2 protein-coding genes are annotated in these 2,721 nt (G+C 44.5%); both read left to right on the top strand.

Translation table 11 applies throughout. The annotated features are described in order from the left end of the window. Window positions 1-227: 227 nt before the first annotated feature. Window positions 228-1,106 carry an FHA domain-containing protein gene (locus GNE10_RS33625; RefSeq protein WP_099068702.1) on the top strand — a complete coding sequence of 293 codons (879 nt, stop codon included), beginning with the start codon at window positions 228-230 and terminating at the stop codon, window positions 1,104-1,106. Between the two features lie 822 nt (window positions 1,107-1,928). Further along, window positions 1,929-2,666 (top strand): M50 family metallopeptidase, encoded by a 738-nt coding sequence (locus GNE10_RS33620; protein ID WP_185570371.1) that lies wholly within the window; start codon window positions 1,929-1,931, stop codon window positions 2,664-2,666. The last annotated feature ends 55 nt before the right edge of the window (window positions 2,667-2,721 follow it).

The following is a 2,721-nucleotide window of genomic DNA, read 5'->3' as shown; positions in this document are numbered from 1 at the left end:
CCTTTCCCCAAGGCGTTGCCATCTCCCCGTAATTGCTAGAATCGAAAGCTAAGGCCGCCCCTGGAGCTTGCCAGTCCTGAACTATGACGCTTTTAAGTTGCACAGTCGCTATTCATGAAGTTTGTTGAACGTCAACAGTCAACAACCAACACGAAAAGATGTGCTGCGTTAGATGTAAGGACAGCTTACTTTATTTTTATGATGATCTTGAACAAAGGCTAAAATCGATGATCGTCTGCCCTAATTGCAATCATCCCAATCCTGACGGTGCTGTTCAGTGTGAAGCTTGTTATACGCCGTTACCAGCAACTACTCACTGTCCCAGTTGTGGGGCAACAGTGCAAGCTGATGCTGCATTCTGTGGTCAGTGTGGTTATAACTTGCATTCCTCAACAGTTCCACACGTTCATGCCCCAGTGGCTGCAACTGTGACTCCCAATGTCTCTGTGGAAGTACCGCCGTTAGTTACACCCGATCCCCTTGTAGAACTTTTACAACCAGATGCCTTGGGAATTAGCGGCTCTGGGAACTCCCATCCTCCTACTACCTCATCTTTACCACCTACAGCGGTGGCGGCTCCTCCAGTAACTCCACCACAGCCATCTGTTACAGAAAACAGCCCCCCAACACCACCGCCAACTGTTGCGGCTCAACCTGTGGTATCTAGCCAAGGTATTCCCACACCGCCACCCTTGGAACCGACTCCAGCGCCAGAAGCTGAAGTACCCCCACCAGTGGCACCACCAACGGTAACTGCTGCCAGAACGCAATTGCAACAGGTGAATGCGCGGCTAGTCCACGTTCAAACGGATAGGTTGATTGAATTACCGCACAATCTTTCTGTGATTCATATCGGCAAGCCTAATGACCGGATTCCTCCAGATATTGATGTTTCAGGATTTCCCAATTCAGAAATTGTCTCCCGCATTCATGCAGATATTCGCGTCGAAGGTGACGCTCACTATGTAGAAGACGTGGGAAGTTCCAATGGCACTTACATTAATAATTTGCCTTTATTACCGGGAAATCGTCACCGCTTGCGACCGGGCGATCGCATTAGTTTAGGCAAAGGAGACTTGATGACATTCCTGTTTCAACTTGCTTAACTGATTTTTGAGCAATGGTGACATCAGTCTTGGTATTTTCCGCCCATCCTCCGGCATTTATTTTGGAGGAAAAACAAAGCAACGGCATCAGACAACTAATGGATAACTATGTTGTTCAGTTTATGTAATTAAATGCTGTGTACTAACTCCCCTTTACGGGGAGTATTATTCACTTTAATAATGTTGTTATATTTGCAGTCTCAAAAGCCATAGTACTGGCATAGCGATCCCTTTTTACCTCTAAACAAAATTCAGTCAATAATATATAAATCACTAACTAGAAACACAAAAATAAATTTAAGTGTATGAATCAAATTCAAGATAGCTTAAAAGTTCTATTATCCTGACTTGTAAGTAGGGAACAGGGAACAGGGAACAGGGAACAGATAAGAACTACTTACATAGATAGATGGTGATGAAAAAAATTTTTCGTCAAGACTGCCTTCTCGTTTGTTTCAAGGATAAATATTCACGCCTACCTACTTACAGGTTTAAATTTTGTATGGGAGATTGAAGGGAGAATTTAAAATCTAAAATCCTTCAACTGAGCGCTTCCAGCAAAGTCAAAAATCTAAAACAAAAATCTAAAATTAAATGAGTGCCGATTGTTCGGTGGAGAAGGGTGAACGAAATTTTGTGTGGGATTTCTAGCTAAGTATCCAAAAAATTACCCTCCACACTCCCCACACTCCCCACACTTCCCACACTCCCCACACCTTTTTTCGCTCACCCGGTGGAGAAAATCTATCTTGAAAAGTTTAGCTCGCCGGAAGCTGGCGCTCTAACTTTTCACAAAATCTAAAATCTAAACTTGAGTTATTTATGAAGGAACGTAGTAACAATTCTGAAAACTTGCTGACAACTGAAGCTCCGCCAGTTGTTGAACGCATGGGGCTAAAATGGCTAATTGCAGCAGCGATCGCCACTGCTTTATTGTGGCAAGTTCCCGGAGGAGATTATATCTTATACCCATTTACAATCTTGGCAACTTGGTTTCATGAAATGGGTCATGGCTTAATGGCACTCCTATTAGGAGGACAGTTTCAGAAATTGCAGATTTTTAGCGATGGTTCCGGTGTTGCAACCTATGGTATTCGCTCATCATTGGGGCCAATCGGCCCGGCTTTGGTTGCAGCCGCAGGCCCAATGGGGCCTCCTATTGCCGGTGCAGCCTTGATTCTGGCTTCCCGCAGTTTTAAAGCAGCTTCCTGGAGTTTGAAAATTTTAGGGGGTTTTTTGTTATTTTCTACATTAATTTGGGTGCGCTCTTGGTTTGGGTTGGTGGCAATTCCCTTGTTGGGTTTAATCATTTTGGCTATTGCTCTGAAAGCACCTCGTTGGGTACAAGGGTTTAGCATTCAATTTTTGGGCGTACAAGCTTGTATAAGTACATACCACCAACTAGATTATTTATTTAGTAGCTCTGCTGGTTACCTGGGACTTTCAGATACAGCACAAATGCAGCGATACTTGCTTTTACCTTATTGGTTTTGGGGCGGGTTAATGGCCGTTGCATCTGCGGTAATTTTAGTCCAAAGTCTCCGCGTTGCCTATCGATGAAAGGGAGTAGGGAGGTAGGGGAGATGGGGAGTGTGGGGAGTGTGGGGAGTGTGGG

This window comes from Nostoc sp. 2RC (assembly GCF_014222165.1).
Taxonomy (GTDB): domain Bacteria; phylum Cyanobacteriota; class Cyanobacteriia; order Cyanobacteriales; family Nostocaceae; genus Nostoc; species Nostoc linckia.
Note: the sequence above shows the minus strand (reverse complement) of the source record. Positions and strands in the feature narration are given on the sequence as shown.

Bases quoted from the DNA above. Each gene is read 5' to 3' on its own strand.
- GNE10_RS33625 (WP_099068702.1), top strand. From the start codon at position 228: ATGATCGTCTGCCCTAATTGCAATCATCCCAATCCTGACGGTGCTGTT.
- GNE10_RS33620 (WP_185570371.1), top strand. From the start codon at position 1,929: ATGAAGGAACGTAGTAACAATTCTGAAAACTTGCTGACAACTGAAGCT.